The following is a 16,589-nucleotide window of genomic DNA, read 5'->3' on the forward strand; positions in this document are numbered from 1 at the left end:
CAAAAGACCGTCTAATTCAATTCCGCAACTCATTCTTTTTTCCGCTGCTGCGCCCGGCGCTTGGCGTCCAGCAATCGGCTGGTAGTGCTTGCCGCTTCGGTTTTCGGTTTTTCAGGTTCTGCTACCGGCGGCGGCGCACCACTCAAACCTGAACCCGGCGTCTCACTAGATGACTCCGCGTCGGGCGGCAAGGTTACCGGCTTTTGCGGGCGGAACAGGTCGGCGGATGGTTGCACCGGCGGCGCGGTAGCCGTCGTGTGCGTTGAGCGCACCTGATCGCGGCGCGACAAAAGCGCGGCCAAAGATTCCTCCGCTTCCGGTTCGCGTTCCACCGCTGCCCAGAAAAACACGCGGCGGCGAATCCACTGCCACATGCGCTGCATCTCTTCGCGTTCGAGTTGGATGCGTCGCACGCCAACGTCCAGCGGAAAAAGCAAAATGGAAAAGCGCAACAACCACTCCCACAAATCACGCGCCTGGTACGTTTTCTGGCGATTGTGCAGGAAGGTGTTGTCCGCCGGATCATCGGGATTGAGCAACTTGCCGCCGCCGCTTTCGGCTAGGCGCCGCAGCAAATTCAAATTCGGCTCCGACGCGTTGAACTCCGGCGAATAATTAATGCTCGCGCCGACGACTTGCGTGCCGCGGATCTGCCCGTCTTTTTTATCGCGCAAGCTCAGCATGTAAGTGCCCACTTCCTTCGTCGGAAAGTGCGCCTCGTAATGCCCCGGGCCGGTCTGTTCCAGTTGCACCGTCGTCGCCGTGCCTTTCGGACTCACGACCACGCCTTCGAGTTCGAGAAAATTCCGATAATTTCCCTGCTCATCCAGGGCATCGGTCGAAATGGTTCCCTGCCCGCCGTCCACCGATAAATCCGTCGAGAAATCTGAATTCTCCAATCGCCGCAAACTCCATTGCGCGATCTGCGACCAGAATTGCTGATACTTGCTCCAGCCCAGCCAGCCCTTCGCCCACTTGCCCTTGGCATCCGAGGTCCAGGCGACCGCGCGGCCCAGGCCAAATTGCCAATGCGCCAGCAGCGGATCGTTCTTGTCCGTCTCCAGCGGAATTTCCGCGCGCGCCTTCGGAGTCGTCGCGACATAGCCGAGCAGTTGCGGATATTCGTTGGGGCCGATGCCGCGCACCAGTTCGCTCGAAGCCTTGAACACCGGCTTGAACGGGTCTTCGTAAATCGCCGATTTCAAAATCACCGCCGCTTCCTTGATGAAGATCTGCGGCAAATCGTCCGGTGAAGTCACATTGTAGAAACGTCCTTTGCCATTATCCGCCATCCAGATCATCGTGTCCGGCCCCGCGTGACCCGCGATCAACACCGTGCTCACCGTGATGCGGTCGCCGACAATGTCCTGCATCAACTGGGCGGACGGCGCGCTCGGATCGCCGTCGCTGAAAACAATCATGTGTTTGAGATTGGCGCTCGCTTTTTTCAAGCCTTCGTGCGCGAGCGACATCACGCCCTGGAAACCCGGCAAGTCGCCCTGGTTCATGCCCGCGATCTGCTGGCCAAGCGCTTTTTTATTGCCGACCTTCGTCATCGGGAAAAGCCAATGCTCCGTGCCGTCCCACAGCACCACGCCCATTTCATCTCCCGGCCCGAGCGCCGCCAAAACTCCCTGGGCGCAATCGCGCGCGACCTGGTTGCCATTGGCGAATTCCATCCCGTGCATCACCAGCGCGACCGCGCCGCTCGGCAAAACTTTTTTGCTGTCGAGTTCCATGTTGACCGGCAGCGTTTCCTCCAGCGGCGTGCCGCGATAACCGCCCGCCGCGTACGTCTGGTCGCCGCCGATGCACACCAATCCCACGCCAAAATCCCGCACCGCGCTTTCGAGCAGCGTCTGTAAATCCTTGCCGAGATCGCCCGCCGCGATGTTGGAAATGAAAATCGCGTCGTAACTTTGCATCTCGGCCAGCGACGCCGGAAAACCGCTCACGGACACGGCTTTCACTTGCAAATGCGCCGAACGCAACGCCTCGACGAGCGGTTGGTCGCCGGGAAGGTCCGACGACACCACCAGAATTTCCGGTTCGCCCTTCACGCTGGTAAATGCGCTCGCGCGATTATTTTGCGGCACGGAATCCCCCGGCGCTTCCACACGCGCGTCGTATTTATAAAAACGCGGATCGGTCAGGGTTTGCGGAAACGTGAAAAGATTTTTTCCCTTGGACAACTGGACTTTTTGTTCGCCGAGATATTCGTCGTCGCGATACAGCCGCAGCGTCGCGGGCGTGTCGGTGTCCGACTGCAAAAATATTTTCACTTCGAACGACTGGCCCTTCTTGAGCTTCGGCGGCAGCGTGAGCTTTTGGATCGAGACATCGTTGCCGCGCTCCACGCCCATCGGCACGACGTCCATCGTCACGCCCAGTTGCCGCGCCGCGAGCAGCGCGGTCATCGCGTCGCCGGTGTTTTCATTTCCGTCGGACATCAGCACAAGGCGCTTCTGTCCCGTTTCGGGAAACGCCGCCGTGCCGAGGCGAATGGCGCCCGCGATGTCCGTGCGTTCCGTGCCGACAACCGCCTGGATTTTCTCGACGTTGACCGCGGTGTTCGCGGCGGTCTCGATATTCGCCTCGCTGCCGAAAACGATCACGCCGCCCTTGTCCACCCGCTTTTTATCGGCGGTGGTTTTGTTGATGTAAGTGCGCGCGAGGTCCTGTTGCGCCGAGGGAATGCTGTCCGAACGGTCGAGCAGAAAGAAAACATTCATGCCTTCGAGCGCGCGCATCCACTGGATGCCCGCGAGCGCGAAGATGAGGAACGCCACGATCAACGCGCGCAGCCAGAACGAAACCCATCGCCGCCAGCGGCTGATTTGCACGTCGCTCTTCCACGCGAGCCAGATGACCCACGCCAGCGCCAGCGGCAGCAGCAGCAAATAATAAGGATGGGTGAATTGGAATTTCATCGGCTGGCCAGCTGGTTTCGTCGTATGAATTTTTGCACGCGATGGTTCTGCGAATCCGCCACGTAAAGGTTGCCGTGCGAATCGAGCGCGATGGCGTAGGGATTATTCAACTTGCCAACTGACGCACCGGGCCCGCCGAGGATTTCGAGGGATTGGCCGTTGGTATCGAAAACCTGCACGCGGCTGTTTTCAAATTCACACACAAATTGCAAACCGGCCTTGTCCACCCGCACGTCATACGGGTAACTCATTTCACCCACGCCGTTGCCGGGCTTGCCGTAAGTGCGCAGGAATTTTCCATTCGGCGAAAAAATCTGGATGCGATGGTTGCACGAGTCCGCCACGTAAATATTATCCGCCGCATCCACAGCGATGCCCTCGGGCCGATCGAACTCGCCATGATTCACGCCGGTGTGGCCGATGACGCGCACGAGGTTTGTGCCGCCCGGCGTAAATTCCTGCACGCGATCCACGACCGTATATTCCGGCATCAAAAAATCACCGCGCGAATTGATCGCCACCGCGCGCGGCATGATGAGTTCACCGACGTTCGTGCCCTTGTGGCCCCATTGCTGCAACAGCTTGCCGGTGACAGAAAAAATATTGATGCGCTGGTAATGCGGCTCAATGACAATGACGTTGCCGTCCTTGTCACAGCCCATGCCTTTGGGTTTGCCGAGGTCCGTCTGCGGCAACTGCCATTGCAAAACGTATTGGCCGTCCGGCGTGAATTTCTGCACGCGTGCGGTCATGTCCACGACGTAAATATTATCCTCGCGATCCACGGCGATGGAGCGCGGCTTGTTGAATTCTCCCACGCCCACCCCACGGCTGCCGATAACCACGACCTTGCTGAACAATTTGCTGTCCAAAGTTTTCTCCGTCGCGGTATCCACCGAGCAACTCGTGAGAAAACCGAGCGCAAAAATCGCGGCGATCGCTGTCGTGTAACGACGGCGTTGGAAAAATAATTTCGACACCTGCCATAAAATGAGCGGCGCGACCGCCAACGCGAGCAGCGCGAGGCAAAGCGAATTTACCTGCGCGTTGTGGCCGAAGTGCAGCAGATTAAAAATGCGCAAGGCAAGCGTCTCGCCGCCGGGCGGAACAACCAGCAACATGGATTCGACATCCCACAGGCAAAGCAGAAAAATCACGTACCACGCCACGGTCGCTTGCGAGGAGATTTGCGGCCATTGAACATGGCGAAACAGTTGCCAGTGTGACGCGCCATTCAGCCGCGCGACATCCGTAAGGTCGCGATCCACACCACGCATAGCCCGTGCGATGCCATTCCAGCCGAACGCCAGATACCGCAGCCCCAATGCGAGGAAAACAATGCCGACGTGTTGATAAAATATCTCGAAAATCGGGCGGTTAAAAATCGCGATGAGTGCGATGCCGATGAACACGCCCGGCACAAAAAATGGAATCCATAACGCCGTGCCAATCGGCCAGCGCCAACTGATGAAGGAAAGCGCGAGACACAACGAGGCGACGGCGACCGCGATGTAAATTGAGTTCCAAATCGCGGATTGTCCGGCGGCGAGTGCGCCCGGAAGTTCCGACCACGTCAGCGGCGCCGTGGCGAGTTGCGCGAGCGGCAGCACGACTGAGAGCACGCAGATAAAAATGGTTCCGACTCCACAGACACGCGACCAGCCCGCGCCGAGTTGCTGGCGAAATAATTTTGCGGACACTGGGCCTTCGGCGCGCGGCCACGCGACTTCCGCCCGGCGAAACCAGAACAGCAAAAAGAACGGCAGCACCAGCAACGGCCAGCTCATTTCCAGCGCGCCTAGGGAATTCATGGTCGTATTGAATAAAATCCACACTTCTGCCGTGAATACCTTGACCTGCAAAATCGCGGGCACGCCGAAATCATTTAGCGCGAGAACAAAAGTGAGCACCGCCGCCTGCACCAGCGGCCCGCGCGCGAGTGGCAGGAGCAATCCGCGCAGCAACGCGAAACCGGTCACGGCCATGTCGCTCTCGAGTTGAGACGCTTCGAGTTGCCGCCACGCGCCGAGCACGGCGAACAGCGGAATCGGCCACAGCAGGAGCGAGAGAATCCAAACCGTGCCGCCGAGCGAATAAATATTTACCGGCAGCCATCCGTGCCACGTGCCCGCCGTGCCGACATAATGCAGCCACGCATTGGTCACAAGAAACGGCGGCAGCGAAAGCGCGACAATCGCGACGCCGATCCACCGCGCGCGCCATTGCCCGCCGAGTCCCGAGAGCCACAACGCCGCCATCAACCCAAGCGCCAGCGCAAACACCGTGGTCAGTGCGCTTACGAGCAGGCTATTGATGAGCAGCGGCCAGTTCATTTAAAGGTGATGTCCTTCTCTTCCCCACGGACCGCGGGTCTATGACCCGCAGCAATGTACAAATAAGATTGCCGCGCAAGGCCGCTTCGAGAGCAGCTTGACTGATGTCCGTTGCTGCCGGTCACAGACCCGCGATCCGCAAAAAAATCGAAGTTGAAAAAGCCTTGTCTCATCGCAAGAAAATCGTCTCCATTTCTTTGGTGCCGGCATCGAGGTCGCGAAGCAGCGCGTCCCAATCCACTTTAAGGCCGGGATTGGTTTCCGGCTCGCCGGGCGTGGCGGATTCCAGCGCTTTTTTCTCGACGAGCAGTTGCTCGACCTCGGGGCTTTGCAGATACGCGAACAGTTGTTGCGCCGCCTCGGGATGCGGCGCGCCGCGGATGACTCCGGCGGAATTGTGGATGAGCAAGCTCTCGCTGCCCAGCGGCATGACGGCGAGCGGCAAGCCTTCGTGCTGTTCCGCCGCCGCGTCGTCGGAATCCGTGAAGCCGATGAGCGCCTCGCCGCCGCCGACCTGGCGCGCCACGACGGAATTGCCGTCCACGAGCATCGCCTTGTTCACGACCAGCGCGCGGCACCACGCCTGCCATTTGGCATCGCCCCAATACTGGCGCAACGCCAGAAAATGCGTGGCCGTTGTGCCGAACAGCGGATAGGCGAGCGCAACCTTGCCGCGCCACGCCACGTTGGTGGCATCGCTGAAATTAAGCGGCCCCAGCGATTGCGGCACGGCATTCGCATTGATCACCAGCCGGCGGCTGCGATAGCCGAGCAACGCCCAGCCATTCGTCTCGCGAAAAATATTTTTCGTGGCCAGCAGCCGCGTGCGCAATTCCTCGTTGTTCCAAAACACATCGCACTGCGGATGATCGTTCTCAGCGAGCAGTCGATTGACCAGGCCAACCGTCTTCATCGCTTCACTGTCATAAACCGCTTTGACTTGAATACCTGTTTGCTTTTCAAAATTTTTGAAGATCGTGTCCGCGAACTCCTCATCCTGAGAACTGTAAACCACAACCACTTTCGAATTTTTCGAGCAGCCAGCGCCAAACAATCCGCACGCCAAAACAATCGTAAAGACTCCAACGAACAAGGCGCTAAATCTCAAAACCGGATTCCGCGCGATTTCGCACCACGCAAAATACGCTACAGGCTTCTTTTTCAAGCCTTCACGGTTTTCATTTTCATCCAACGCATCCATATTAAATTTCTTCATTCCGCACTCCACACTCCGCATTCCGCACTCAAACGGTCCGTTTGTGGTAATACCACCACTCAAACAACAGCACCCCCAGCGCGATCGCCGCGAGGTGACGCCACAATTCCAGGTTCGCGCGATGCACAGTCGTGGCGGAAACTTTCACGTATTTTCCAAACTGCAAATCCTCGCGTGGCTTGATATTGCTCTCCGCCGAATCGAGCAGCGCGACGCAAAAGGTGGTGTCGTTCGTGCCGGTTTTCAGATGATAAATGCCTTGATGAAACGTATCCCCGAAAACGATCTCGGTTGCGCTCGCGTCCACTTTCAAATTTTGAATCGCGCCGCTGGGCAGCGTGACTTGCGCGTTCGTCACGGGTTGATTAAGGCTGAGATGAAACGGGTCGCCGGCGTGGACGAGAAGCTGGCTGTTGCGCTCGGTCGCGGGGTTGAGCCACTCGACGGCGTTGGCGATGAAAATGGGATAGGAAATGCGATATGGCCACGTGCTTTCGAGCGTGTCGAAGCCGACCCACAGGATGCGCTGGCGTCCAAGCTCGCCCGCGATGATAAGCGGCGATTGCGGCGAGTCCACCAGCGAGACACCCCACGACGGCATTTTCACCTGCATGCTTTTGGCGACCTGCACGTTGTCGAAACCGACGTAGCGCAGCACGGGATGTGTCGCGCGCCAGTCCACGATTGCGGGCGTCTCGATTTGCGAAAGGCCCTCGAACCAATTCGTGTTCGCGACATGGATGGCGAGCACATTTTCGCGCGGCCACACAACGGGAACGACATCGTCGAGCACGACAAAATCAAAAGTGGCCGCGTCGTCGGTGAGTTCAGTGGCGACGGTGAGTTGGACATTTGGTGCGGCGCGCAGGGCGCGTTCGAGAAAACGATTTCCGCGCGTGACGAGCAGCGCGTTCACCGGATGCGGCAAAAGGCTGATGACCGAGGCGTCGTTATCGGCGGCAAGAGCGTCGGGGAGCGTCGAATGGACGGAGAAAACGCCGTCGTGCGATTGCGCGGCGAGAAATATTTGCGGCGAAACCTGGCCGGGAGCGATTTTGATCGGGCGCGTTTCGAGCAGATTGCCGTCGAGCCGCAATTCGAGATCGGTCTGCTGCGTGTTGGTGGAAAAATTTGCCACGCTCACATAGACGGCGCGTTGCGAGGCGTCCTCGGGGTTCGCTTTCACGTCAAGCGCGGTGATGCCGATATTGTCATCGCTCTCGCCGACCTTGTGATAAATGAGCGGGAGCGCGCGGTTATCGAACTCGGCGATGTCCGGCACCGCGCCGTCGCTGAAAAGATGAATCTCAGGATTGCTCTCCCGACCGCGATCGCGCACGAGCGAATCGGCCATCTTGAGCGCGGGGATGAGCCGCGTGGGAGCATCCATGGCATTGCAGGAAAGAATCGCGCGGCGAAGCGCGGCCTTTTCGCCCGTCTCGGATTGCTTGACCTCGGTATTCGCGGCGACTTGAAGCACGACCATCTTATCGCCCGGCCGCAAGCTATCCACCCACTTGAGCGCCTCCTGCCGGGCAACCTCGAAGCGCGAAGGCGTCACATCCGTAGCCTGCATGCTCGCCGACGCATCCAAAATCAAAACCCGCAAATCACTGGAGCCCGCGTGCGTGGCGAAGTAGGGCCGTGTCAAAGCGAGGATCGCGAGAATCAACAAAAGTATTTGCAGCAGCAACAACCAGTTGCGGCGAAGTTTTTGAAACGGCGCGCTCGCCTGCGTTTCCGCCAGGAATTTTTGCCAAAGCAACGTACTCGAAACTAATTTTACGACGCGCTTCCTCTTGAGCAAATAGAACACGATGACGACCGGAATCGTCAGCGCGAACAAAAATGCGAATGGAGAAAGAAAATTCATTCGGCTATCCCCAGACTTCCGATTGCCGCAGTTGTTTCAGCAACAGTTGTTCAAGCGACATATTAGACGGCGCCATGAAGAAGCTGATGCCGCGCGCTTGCGAATATTCGCGGAGACGCTGGCAAAAATTCTGGACCATCTGTTGATACGACGACATACGGTATTTGCCGAAACTGACTTCCTGCACGTTGCCGGTCTCAGCATCCACGAGGCGAAGGTCGCCGTAAGTCGAGGGTGAGAGTTCCTCGGGCGCGAGAATCTGCACAGCGTTGACCTGAAAGCCACGGCCAACGAGCGCGGTCAGGCCGCTTTCGTAACCGGCGGGATCGAGAAAATCGCTGAGCACGACGGCGACGCCCGCCTGCCGGGCTTCGAGCGCGCCGCGTCGCAGGGACTCGTTGAAATTAGCGGTTCCTTTGGCAGTGAGTTGCGAAATGTTTTGGAAAAAATTCAGCGCGGACTTCCGGCCTCGCACGGCGCGCAAGGCTCCGCGCACGGCAGACTCGTCTTTGTTGTCGGGAAACGGAACGACGCTCACGCGGTCGAATCCGCAAAGCGCGACGTAGCCGATGGCGGCAGCGATCTGGCGCGCGAAATCGAATTTACGCGGTTCGCCGAAGGTCATGGATTCGCTGGCATCGAGAAAAATGCGGACGGGCAATTCGCGTTCCTCCTCGTAAAGCTTGAGAAATAATTTTTCGAGGCGCCCGTAAAGATTCCAATCGAGATAACGAAAATCATCGCCGGGCACGTAGTTACGATGGTCGGCAAACTCGACCGACTGCCCGCGCGCTCGGCTGCGGCGCTCACCGCGCGCGGAACTCTTGGCGCGACGCGAGGCCAGCAGTTGGAATTGTTCCAACCGGCGCAAAAGTTCAGCGGTGAGCAGGGGGGCGGACATTAAGGTTATATAAGCGGCATCTGTTTTAGATCAGATATTGAATCAAGGTTGCGGCGAAGTGGATGTAAAGATGTGGCCGGCGGGACGCCGACCACTACACGCGAGACGCGTGTGCTCCCCGGGAGATGAACACTCTCGTATCATCGCCTGCTGATTTCTACCCCATCAATTTTTTCGTCCTCGATTTCCGCCGCCAGCGCCAGCGCTTTATCAATATTCACTCCGGCGTGAATTCCAATGTTATATGTACGTTGCTGATAAGGCTTTTTTTGAATTGGGCCTGAAGGGTTCATTTTTTCGAGCCCCAACCGGACGGCGCGCTCGACCACTTCTTCAAGTGGAAGGCCGGTTTTTTTTGTCAACGAAACCAGTTTGTCTTTAAGTTCGCCTTCGAAATCCAAGGTCGTTTTCATTTAAACATCCTCCTTTAGAAGCAGGTTTATAGCAATCATCACCCAATTTGGCTAGGCGTTTACTGTGGCCGCATCCCTCGGCACATCCTGTAAAATCTGCGCGATGATTTGGTCGGTGGTGATGCCTTCGGCTTCGGCTTCAAAATTTAAAATCAAACGGTGGCGCAAGGTGGCGGTCGCGACGGCCTGAATGTCGTCGAAGCTCACGTTGAAACGGCCTTGTGTGAGCGCGCGTACTTTGCCCGCGAGCAGCAGACATTGGCCGCCGCGCGGGCTGCTCCCAAAACGCAGATATTGATTGGTGATCGGCGCGGCAGTGTCCGTCTTGGGATGCGTGGCGAGGACGAGGCGCACAGCATAATCTTTCACGTGCGTGGCGACGGGCACCTGGCGGACGAGGCGTTGCAGTTCGAGCAAAGTTTCGCGGTCGAGGACTTTATTGATTTGCGCGCGCGCGCCCTCAGTGGTGCGGGTGAGGACTTCGGTCAATTCCGCGCCGGTCGGGTAGCCGACGACGAGCTTGAAAAAGAAACGGTCGAGTTGCGCCTCGGGCAGCGGATAAGTGCCTTCCTGGTCAATCGGATTTTGTGTGGCGAGCACGAAGAAGGGCTCGATGAGTTTGCGGATCTCGCCGCCCGCCGTGACGCTTTTTTCCTGCATAGCCTCAAGCATGGCGGATTGGGTCTTGGGCGTGGCGCGGTTGATTTCGTCGGCGAGGACGAGATGCGCGAAAATGGGGCCGCGCTGGAACTCGAATTCGCGCCGGCCGCTGGCGGTTTCCATGACCATGTTGGTGCCAAGGATGTCGGCAGGCATGAGGTCGGGCGTGAATTGGATGCGATTGAACGAGAGGTCGAGCACTTCGCTGAGCGTGCGGACGAGAAGTGTTTTGCCGAGGCCGGGAACGCCTTCGAGCAACACATGACCGCCGGCGAGCACGGCGATGAGTGTGCCTTCGACGATGGCGTCGTGGCCGACGATAACCTTGGCGATCTCAGCGCGAAGGGCGGCGTAATTTTGGCGGAAGGAGGCGATTTGTTCTTCGGTATTCATAGGTCAGTTGGAAATTTGGAACGCGGGAAATGAAAACAAAAAATGCGCGGGACAACCGTGGCCAAAATGAGATGGGCTTGCGCGAACGTCACGTGGAGAAGTGGTCCGGGGCGTCCTCGAGCGGAACGAAAAAACAGAGCAGCAGGTAAATAATCAGGCCGCTGCCATAACTGAAAGCGAGCATGACAAATCCAAGACGCCAAACCCAGGAAGGCGCAGGCGTCACTTTCGCAAGGCCGCCGCAGACGCCACCGATCCAGGAATCGGTTTTGTTCCGTTTGAGCCGATGCAGGAAATCAAAAACGTCTTTGGATTCCGATTTGGGAGCGGGTTGGGTTTCGCCAGTCGGAAGAAAAATCCAAAGAAGAATATAAGTCCACAGGCCGACGCCGAAAAAGAAAAACGTCACAGCGAACAGCAGCCGCCAGACATAACTGGGCGCGCGCGTGGCTTCGCCGAGTCCGCCGCAAACTCCACCCAGGAAAGAATCGCGATCAGACGCGTGAAGTTGTCTCAAGGATTGAAAAAAAGCGGAGAGATTTGTCGAACCCGGCTCGGCAGTTTCCCGGCGGCTGGACAAGAATGCGCCGACGAGGACGATAGTCATCAAGGCGATGGTTCCAAGCAGACTCGTCTCTTCGGAAGGAAGATTAAATGACGGCCACTCCGGCCCGATCTTGATTAACCGGCTGATGGCGAATCCCGCAACGAAGGCAATCAAGAGTTTGATGTTTTTCATGCGGGTGAGTGATGGCTACTTCTTCATGTCGTCGAAGTAATCACGCACGGCCCCTTGATAAGCACGCGGGACTTTTTCCTGGCTCAATGCGCTTTGGGCGTCGGCTTGCGCGGCCACGGCGGCTTCCTCGTAGGCGACCGAACTCGTGCCCTTGATGCTCACGCCTTTTAAAGTGATGCTCGGCATCTGGCCGCCGGGTGAAAATTGACCTTTGACCTTGGTGGGTTTGAGCGCGTCGTTCAACTCGCCATCGCCGCGATCACTGACGCCACGCGGTTTTTGGTCGGGACGGGTGATGCCGGTATTGTCCCAGCGCTGGGTTTGATGTCCGTCGTAACCCCAGCCGGCATCTTCGTTCGCCCAAGTGCCGACGCCGGAGCCAGGTTTGCCCCCGGGTTTGGTTCCCACGCCCGGTTTGTTGCATTGGCCCCAACTCTGGCCGGTGCTGATCGCCATTTGCGCGCGGTTCAAACCGTCCAATTCGCTTTCCATCGCCTGCGCGTCGTTCATCTGCTGCATCAATTTATCGAGTTCCTTCGAAGCCTCGGCGAGCGATTGGCCGGCGCCGGGTTTATTGCCGCTTTGCATCGCCTTGGCGGCCTGATTCAATTTTTCGCCGACCTTGCCGTATTGACTGCCGGGGCTGACGGCTTTGGCGACTTCAGAAACCATTTTTTGCATTTGTTCCGGCGTAAGGTTCGCCGACTTCAACTGATCCTGCATTTTTTTCAATGTGTCCTGCGCGGCTTCAGGCTGGCCATTCTTTAATTGCTCGGCGAGGTCTTTGCCCATCTTTTCCATTTGCTGCTGCATCTGCTGAAGGCTCTTGGCAAGGTCCTTGGTTTTTTCAAGGTCCTGCGTCTCAGCCTGTAAATCTTTCAGGAACATATCGGTCTGATTGGCGGCAAGCGCCTGGATGGCCTGATCCATGTTCGGCATTTGCATGCCCATCTGCTGCGCCTGCTTGGAAAGCGCGGCCATGGACTTGGAGATTTTTTCCTTGTCGGCCTGGCTCATGCCGCCGTTTTTATCGGCAGCGGCCTTGGCGGCTTCCTGGATTTTGTTCAACTCTTTATTGAGCTTGTCCATGTCCTCAGGCGAACCGTTGGGAGTGCCGAGTTGCTTTTGAGTCTGCTCAATTTGCTTTTGCAGACGCGCGGCATCGGGAGAATTTTCACCGCCCGGCGAGCGCGCGGCTTGTTCCATGCGCTGAATGGCCGGTTCCTTGGCCGCATCTTTCATCTCGTCTTTGATGCGGTCAGTCACATTGGCGATCTGTTTCAAGGCGTCGCTGCGGGTCAATTTCTGCTTGGAAAGTTGCTGGCCCAATTCACTGACGGTTTCCATCGCCTTCTGCGTGGTCTCCATCGCGGGCGGACGCTTCTGCAAATTGCGCTTGGTCAATTCGGTGAGTTCTTTGCCAGTATCCTGAATATTTTTTTGATCGGCAACTTTAGCAACGAAGGTTTTGCTGCGATATTCGGGCACGAAACCGAGTCCGGCAGCGAGCGCGAGCACGACCAACGCCCAGCGGCTGACTTGCGGCAAAGTGAAGGGCACCAGGCGGCGGGCATCGAGTTCCTTGGCGTGCGCGGCAGCATCAGTGACGAGCAAGGTGCGCCAGGTTTCAGAACCCGGACCTTTAGCCATTTCGAGCGCGGTGCTGAGACGCTCTTGTAATTGCTGGCGGCCATCCACCCAGCGGGCCATTTGTTCGACGGTGGTCTTGCGCCAGCCGCCGATGATACATCCGACCACGGCCGCGACGCCCCCGGCGATTCCCGCAGCCGTCACGACCCACGACGGAATCGGCGCGAGTTTATATATGCCGAGCGTGACGAAGAAGATCAGTCCGCCCACCAACAGCCCCTGCCAGAGCCCGCGCAATGCCCGTTCCCGGCGACGACGGCGCGCGGCGGCCTGAAGCGTCTGCTCGATTAATTGGAGGTCGCTCATTGGTTTTATATATTATGCAACACTCAAACTTCCCTGGCGAGTTCAAAATGGCTCGCTTTTGCCGTCCGGACGGCGGTCATAGACCAACCGTTACAAGGCGAGGTCGCTTACAAAATGATGCGTCTCTTCATGCGGACGACGTGCTTCCTCGCTTTACTTTCTGGACAACCACTTGTTACTGCTTCTCATACTCGCCTTTGCCAAGCTTTTTGTAAACGGTAAAACCAGCTTTTTTTGCGGCGGACAGCGAAATCTTTTGGGGCGAATTGAAACTGGACAATAGTTTGCGCACGGGCTTCTTGCACGCGGGGCATTTGGTCAGCGGTTTGGCATCCATCGGGCGGCGCAAGGTGAACTTGCCCCCGCAGACCACGCACCCACCCTCGCAGAGTTCATATTCGTAAAGCGGCATAACAATCTTAAATAGACAACCAATCAAACCAGACTTTCAAGCACCAATCAATCTAACACGGGGCGCAAGGGTTGGTTGTGAGGCTGTTGGTTTTCTTTTTTTAACGCAGAGGCGGGGAGGCGCAGAGGCGCAGAGCAGGGAAAGGAATTGGTCACGGACGAAACGCGGGTTGGATACAGAAAAAAACTTCTAATCGGTGTTTGATTTGTGTTCCATCCGTATTTAGGACTTTTCTCTCCCATTGGCCGTCCGCAAGGACCTCTGCGCCTCTACGCCTCTGCGCCTCTGCGTCAAATCAGTCCGCCCAGCGTCACGAACCAGTTCCGCACGCTTCTGGATGAATTGGGCCATGATGCTTACGGCGATTTCGGGGACGCTTTGGGAGTTGATCTCGATACCCACCGGACAGGCCACGCGCGCGAGGTCGGTTTCGCTGGCGATTTTTTCCTCGATGAAATGTTCAAAGATAGTACGGGCTTTACGCGAGCTGCCGATCATGCCGAGGAACAGAAATTTTTTGTGAATCCAATCTTTTAAAACCAGGGCATCGTGGCGGTGACCGCGGGTCACGATCAGGCCAAACGCGGGCGCGGCGGGCAGGCGAGTTTTCAGGAGTTTGTCCCAGACATCCACGCGCAAGGCGATTTCTTCAGGGAAATATTGGCGGTTGGCGAGCGCGGGGCGGTCGTCGAACACGGTGACGGAAAAATCAAGTTGCGCGGCGAGCGGCGCGACGGCCTGGCCGATATGCCCGGCGCCGGCGATCCACAGGGTGCAGGGCGGACGGACAGTTTCGTTGTAGCGCAAATCGGTTTTGCCGGCGGCTTTGCGCGCGGTGAGGGCATCCACGCGGCCGATCTTAAAATCTTTGCGCACGCCCCAGGTGAAGCTGCTTTTGCGCGCGGCGAGTTCGGACCAGAATTTCACCCCGACCTCCGCGGCATTGGGGAGAATGAGTCCTTCCACTTTGCCGCCGCAGATGAGGCCATCGTCCCAGCCGAAATCGTGGTCGAGCAAGAGATCAAACGCCTCGGCGCGGCCGGTGCGCAGGGCCTTGATGGCGCGCTGCTGGATTTCGGCTTCGAGACAACCGCCGCCGAGGGTTCCGGCGATGCGGCCATCCTCGTAGAAAAGGGCTTTCGCGCCGACTTTTTGGGGGCTGGAACCTTTGACGCCAGAAATCAGGCCGAGCACGACGCGTTCACCGCGGCGCGCCGCTTCAGCGAGGGCTTGAAAAACAATCGGCTTCATGCGCGGCCCGAACCGGGAAAGGATTTGGACCCAGTATGAGGAATTTATCTGAACGCGGGCCGAAAGCAATGCGGGTTTTGGATTTACGATTTGCGCCGCGCCACATCGTCATTTTTATTATTCGTTGATCAAGGGAAATAAAATTATTCCTGTTTCCTAAGAAAGTTACCTTCGGTTACTTCCGTGGCACTTATTGACACGGCAGTTAAGATGCGGGAAATGGATTCGCTTGTGCCTCCAGACTCGCATTTTTTGTCCGCCGCCGAAGGCTGGCTGGGACTGGGGGACGTTGCCGAGGCGCGGGCGGAGTTGGAGCGCGTTAACGAATCGCTCCAGCAACATCCGGCGGTGCTCGACGTGCGCTGGGCGATTTTTGCGCATGAGCAGGATTGGCCGAACGCGTTGGCGCTCGCGCGCAAGCTGGTGAAACTGTTTCCCGAAAATCCGTCGGGCTGGCTGCATGTGGCGTATGCGTTGCGACGCGTGCCGGAGGGCGGTTTGACGGCGGCGTGGAAATATCTTTTGCCCGCGCTGGAAAAATTTCCCGATGTCTCGATCATCCCCTACAACTTGTCGTGTTACGCCTGCCAAATGGGCGAAGGCGAAAAAGCGATGGAGCTTTTGAAGCGCGCGATTGATAACGGCGACGGCAACGAGATCAAAAAGATCGCGCTCGAAGATTCCGATCTCGAGACTTTGCGTCCGCTGATCCGGGCGATGTGAAATTGGCTCCATGTTCCATTCGTGGCTAATAACCTTTTCGCCGTGGCGTTACGCTGATTAACATCCGGCATGCCGAAGTGGTGCAAGACCATCGTTGCGATTTTGCTGTTGCCGGTTTGCCTGGGCGCGATCAAGGCGCTCTGGCTCGTATTCCGCCACAGCAGCGACGCCTCGACCATGTGGGTCGCCCTCGGCGGCGGCGCGGCGTGCTGGATCGTGATCTACCTGATGCTGCCCAAGCCAATGTGGATCTATGTCGTCGGCCATGAATTCACCCACGTGCTCTGGACATGGCTGTTCGGCGGCAAGGTGAAAAAATTCAAAGCCTCCGCGAAAGGCGGGCATGTGGTCGTCACGAAAACGAATTTTCTCATCGCGCTCGCGCCGTATTTTTTTCCGGTGTATGCGGCGATAGTGGTGGCGGTATTCATCATCGGCCATCTTATTTGGAACTGGCTGCCGTACCTGGTGTGGTTCCATTTATTGCTCGGCGCGGCCTACGCTTTTCACGTCACCCTGACGTGGCACATTCTCAAGACCGAGCAATCGGACATCACGCAGCACGGTTATTTGTTTTCGTTCGTGATCATTTTTTTGGGGAATGTGACGGTGCTGATGCTCGGCGTGCCGTCGCTGGCGGCGCGGGTGGGAGTATTCACGGCGTTCGGTTGGTGGTTCGAATGCACGGGGCAGGTGATCCAGCGGTTGGGGCGGTTTTTGTAGGCTGTTTGCGCTTGCGCCAAAATTGCTTAGACTGAACCCGGCGAATTGAACTTGAATTGCCCGCGC

General features: G+C 57.6%; 13 protein-coding genes. 2 read left to right on the forward strand and 11 right to left on the reverse strand.

Features of this window, described 5'->3' with window-relative positions; genetic code table 11:
• Positions 1 to 29 precede the first annotated feature (29 nt).
• The 11 genes from VH413_15635 to VH413_15685 all read right to left on the reverse strand — a co-directional run bounded on the left by VH413_15635 (position 30) and on the right by VH413_15685 (position 15,077).
• Positions 30 to 2,930: a glutamine amidotransferase gene (locus VH413_15635; protein HEX3800125.1), complete on the reverse strand. Its 2,901-nt coding sequence runs from the start codon at positions 2,928 to 2,930 to the stop codon at positions 30 to 32.
• Entirely contained in the window at positions 2,927 to 5,263 is a 2,337-nt protein-coding gene (locus VH413_15640; protein ID HEX3800126.1) for a 6-bladed beta-propeller, read from the reverse strand. The genes VH413_15635 and VH413_15640 overlap by 4 nt, the downstream gene beginning before the upstream one ends.
• 169 nt (positions 5,264 to 5,432) lie before the next feature.
• Entirely contained in the window at positions 5,433 to 6,278 is an 846-nt protein-coding gene (locus VH413_15645) for a substrate-binding domain-containing protein (protein ID HEX3800127.1), read from the reverse strand.
• A gap of 229 nt (positions 6,279 to 6,507) precedes the next feature.
• A complete protein-coding gene (locus tag VH413_15650) occupies positions 6,508 to 8,352 on the reverse strand; it encodes a VWA domain-containing protein (GenBank protein HEX3800128.1) in 1,845 nt (614 codons plus the stop codon).
• Positions 8,353 to 8,356: 4 nt separating this feature from the next.
• Positions 8,357 to 9,253 carry a DUF58 domain-containing protein gene (locus tag VH413_15655; protein HEX3800129.1) on the reverse strand — a complete coding sequence of 299 codons (897 nt, stop codon included), beginning with the start codon at positions 9,251 to 9,253 and terminating at the stop codon, positions 8,357 to 8,359.
• A gap of 140 nt (positions 9,254 to 9,393) precedes the next feature.
• Positions 9,394 to 9,666, reverse strand: a complete 273-nt coding sequence (locus VH413_15660; protein ID HEX3800130.1) for a hypothetical protein — start codon at positions 9,664 to 9,666, stop codon at positions 9,394 to 9,396.
• Between the two features lie 51 nt (positions 9,667 to 9,717).
• Complete coding sequence (locus tag VH413_15665; protein HEX3800131.1) at positions 9,718 to 10,719, reverse strand: MoxR family ATPase; 1,002 nt, start codon at positions 10,717 to 10,719, stop codon at positions 9,718 to 9,720.
• 88 nt (positions 10,720 to 10,807) lie between these two features.
• Entirely contained in the window at positions 10,808 to 11,458 is a 651-nt protein-coding gene (locus VH413_15670; protein ID HEX3800132.1) for a PspC domain-containing protein, read from the reverse strand.
• A gap of 15 nt (positions 11,459 to 11,473) precedes the next feature.
• Complete coding sequence (locus VH413_15675; GenBank protein HEX3800133.1) at positions 11,474 to 13,414, reverse strand: hypothetical protein; 1,941 nt, start codon at positions 13,412 to 13,414, stop codon at positions 11,474 to 11,476.
• Positions 13,415 to 13,589: 175 nt separating this feature from the next.
• Positions 13,590 to 13,826, reverse strand: coding sequence for a zinc ribbon domain-containing protein (locus VH413_15680; GenBank protein ID HEX3800134.1), 237 nt, complete (start codon positions 13,824 to 13,826; stop codon positions 13,590 to 13,592).
• Between the two features lie 222 nt (positions 13,827 to 14,048).
• The gene (locus tag VH413_15685; GenBank protein ID HEX3800135.1) at positions 14,049 to 15,077 is read right to left on the reverse strand and encodes an XdhC family protein; all 1,029 of its coding nucleotides are present in this window, start codon (positions 15,075 to 15,077) and stop codon (positions 14,049 to 14,051) included.
• Positions 15,078 to 15,329: 252 nt separating this feature from the next.
• Between VH413_15685 and VH413_15690 the strand changes: the two genes are divergently transcribed.
• The gene (locus VH413_15690; protein ID HEX3800136.1) at positions 15,330 to 15,800 is read left to right on the forward strand and encodes a tetratricopeptide repeat protein; all 471 of its coding nucleotides are present in this window, start codon (positions 15,330 to 15,332) and stop codon (positions 15,798 to 15,800) included.
• A 69-nt stretch (positions 15,801 to 15,869) separates the two neighbouring features.
• Positions 15,870 to 16,523: a hypothetical protein gene (locus VH413_15695; GenBank protein ID HEX3800137.1), complete on the forward strand. Its 654-nt coding sequence runs from the start codon at positions 15,870 to 15,872 to the stop codon at positions 16,521 to 16,523.
• Positions 16,524 to 16,589: the final 66 nt, after the last annotated feature.

Source organism: Verrucomicrobiia bacterium (genome assembly GCA_036268055.1).
Classification (GTDB): domain Bacteria; phylum Verrucomicrobiota; class Verrucomicrobiia; order Limisphaerales; family Pedosphaeraceae; genus DATAUW01.

What these genes read in the sequence shown, in the direction of transcription:
- VH413_15635 (HEX3800125.1), bottom strand. Translation starts at nt 2,930, where the DNA reads ATGAAATTCCAATTCACCCATCCTTATTATTTGCTGCTGCTGCCGCTG.
- VH413_15640 (HEX3800126.1), bottom strand. Translation starts at nt 5,263, where the DNA reads ATGAACTGGCCGCTGCTCATCAATAGCCTGCTCGTAAGCGCACTGACC.
- VH413_15650 (HEX3800128.1), bottom strand. Translation starts at nt 8,352, where the DNA reads ATGAATTTTCTTTCTCCATTCGCATTTTTGTTCGCGCTGACGATTCCG.
- VH413_15655 (HEX3800129.1), bottom strand. Translation starts at nt 9,253, where the DNA reads ATGTCCGCCCCCCTGCTCACCGCTGAACTTTTGCGCCGGTTGGAACAA.
- VH413_15660 (HEX3800130.1), bottom strand. Translation starts at nt 9,666, where the DNA reads ATGAAAACGACCTTGGATTTCGAAGGCGAACTTAAAGACAAACTGGTT.
- VH413_15665 (HEX3800131.1), bottom strand. Translation starts at nt 10,719, where the DNA reads ATGAATACCGAAGAACAAATCGCCTCCTTCCGCCAAAATTACGCCGCC.
- VH413_15670 (HEX3800132.1), bottom strand. Translation starts at nt 11,458, where the DNA reads ATGAAAAACATCAAACTCTTGATTGCCTTCGTTGCGGGATTCGCCATC.
- VH413_15675 (HEX3800133.1), bottom strand. Translation starts at nt 13,414, where the DNA reads ATGAGCGACCTCCAATTAATCGAGCAGACGCTTCAGGCCGCCGCGCGC.
- VH413_15680 (HEX3800134.1), bottom strand. Translation starts at nt 13,826, where the DNA reads ATGCCGCTTTACGAATATGAACTCTGCGAGGGTGGGTGCGTGGTCTGC.
- VH413_15685 (HEX3800135.1), bottom strand. Translation starts at nt 15,077, where the DNA reads ATGAAGCCGATTGTTTTTCAAGCCCTCGCTGAAGCGGCGCGCCGCGGT.
- VH413_15695 (HEX3800137.1), top strand. Translation starts at nt 15,870, where the DNA reads ATGCCGAAGTGGTGCAAGACCATCGTTGCGATTTTGCTGTTGCCGGTT.